Raw genomic sequence first — 2,031 nt, forward strand, 5'->3', positions numbered from 1 at the left:
ATCGCCAAACCCCGCGAAATCCACATCGTCCCCGAACTCCCCAAAACCCGCAGCGGCAAAATCATGCGCCGCCTCCTGCGCGACATCGCCGAAGGACGCGAACTCGGCGACACCTCCACCCTCGTCGACCCCGCCGTCTTCGAGGCCATCCGCACCGGCGGCAACTGATCGGGGACCGGCACGCTACGGTTGCGGCGATAGCCGTGTCGGTCACCTCCAGGGCAGCATCGCTGATCGGATCGGCGCTAGTGTTGCGCCAAGACGTGTGCACACCGCGCGCCGCGATGCGGACCAGTTACCACAGGGAGAAGGGTCGACGAAGTGAGTTACACCCAAGGCGGAAATGACGGTCGGACGGTCACTTCCATCCCGTTGACCGACGCCAATCCGCCCGGATCGGCCAGCATCGGCAGCCTCGTCCGCGACGCCACCGAGCAGCTGTCCACGCTCGTGCGCGCCGAGGTCGCGCTGGCCAAGGCCGAGGTCACCGGCGAGGTCAAGAAGGGCCTCACCGGCAGCGTCTTCTTCATCCTCGCGCTGACGATCCTGCTGTTCAGCTCGTTCTTCTTTTTCTTCTTCCTCGCCGAACTGCTCGACGTGTGGCTGTACCGGTGGGCGGCGTTCCTGATCGTCTTCACGCTGATGGTGCTCGCCACCGCGCTACTGGCCTTCCTCGGCTATCGCAAGGTGAAGAAGCTGAAGGCGCCGGAGAAGACGATCGGCTCGCTCAAGCAGAGCGCCGAGGTGCTGCCGCAGGCACTCGCCCACCGCGAGCACACCCCGTCGCTGGAGAAGGCGAAGAACTGACGGGTCCAGCCCCGGCGGGCCCGGTCGCCACGACCGGACCCGCCCACTAGGCTCGATCGGCGTGTCGTCCAACTCATTCCCGGATCCGTCCACCGTCCGTTACGACGGCCCGTGGACCCACCGGGACGTGCACGCCAACGGGATCCGCTTCCACGTCGTCGAAGCCGACGCCACGGTGCGCGCCGACGCGCCGCTGGTGCTGCTGCTGCACGGATTCGCCGACTTCTGGTGGTCGTGGCGTCATCAGCTCACCGGAATCGCCGACCACGGGTACCGAACCGTCGCCGTCGACCTGCGCGGATACGGCGACACGGACAAACCGCCCCGCGGCTACGACGGATGGACCCTCGCCGGTGACATCGCCGGACTCATCCGCGCGCTCGGCCACACCGAGGCGACCCTCGTCGGCCACGCCGACGGCGGCCTCGTCTGCTGGGCCACCGCGGTCCTGCATCCCCGGCTGGTTCGGTCCATCGCGCTGGTGAGCTCGCCGCATCCCGCCGCGTTGAAGAGTGCCGTCCTGCGCGACCGCGCACAGCGCTCCGCCTGGTTGCCCCAATTCCTGCGCTACCAGTTGCCCCGGTACCCCGAGAACCTTCTCACGCGGCGGGGTGGGGCCGAGGTGGAGCGGTTGCTGCGCGAGCGGGTCGGCGAATCCTGGTCACGCACCGCCGAATTCACCGAGACGGCGTCACGGATGCGGACGGCTATTCGCATACCTGGTGCCGCACACAGCGCGCTGGAGTATCAGCGATGGGCCTTTCGGAGCCAATGGCGGCCTGATGGTAAGCGGTTCATGGCGACGATGCGGGATCCGATCGATATACCTGTTCTCGGATTGCGCGGTGCGAATGACCAGTATCTGTTGGCCTCGACCGTCGAGCGGGATCAGGAGCTTTCACCTCGTCGGGCACTGGTGACTATTCCGGATGCGGGCCATTACGCCCATCAGGAGAATCCGGGCAAGGTCAATGAGGTGCTTACCGCGTATTGGCATGAGCAGAACGGTGCCAATGATGCTCCGAAGGATGACTTGGTGTCGCCCTGACGTTGTCTGGTGGGGCGGTGGCGCGGGGGTGCTTTCAGTCGAGTGACACCGGCACCCTTGAGGGCGCCACCTACCGCGCACCCAGCCGTGCGGCACCACCTCGGTGTTTTGTGCACCACAAAGGTATTGGGCTGTATTTTTGGAGCGCTGGCGCGCTCGAGCGCGGCCCCTGGGGG

Annotated in this window: 2 protein-coding genes; both read left to right on the plus strand. The window is 66.4% G+C overall.

Annotated features, from left to right (window positions below; all coding sequences use genetic code 11):
- The first annotated feature begins 321 nt into the window (after positions 1 to 321).
- The gene (locus tag ACSVDM_RS30760; RefSeq protein WP_067494480.1) at positions 322 to 807 is read left to right on the plus strand and encodes a phage holin family protein; all 486 of its coding nucleotides are present in this window, start codon (positions 322 to 324) and stop codon (positions 805 to 807) included.
- Positions 808 to 868: 61 nt separating this feature from the next.
- A complete protein-coding gene (locus ACSVDM_RS30765; RefSeq protein WP_439269166.1) occupies positions 869 to 1,855 on the plus strand; it encodes an alpha/beta fold hydrolase in 987 nt (328 codons plus the stop codon).
- Positions 1,856 to 2,031 lie beyond the last annotated feature (176 nt).

Origin of the sequence: Nocardia sp. JW2, from assembly GCF_051843015.1 — a bacterium.
GTDB lineage: Bacteria > Actinomycetota > Actinomycetes > Mycobacteriales > Mycobacteriaceae > Nocardia > Nocardia coubleae.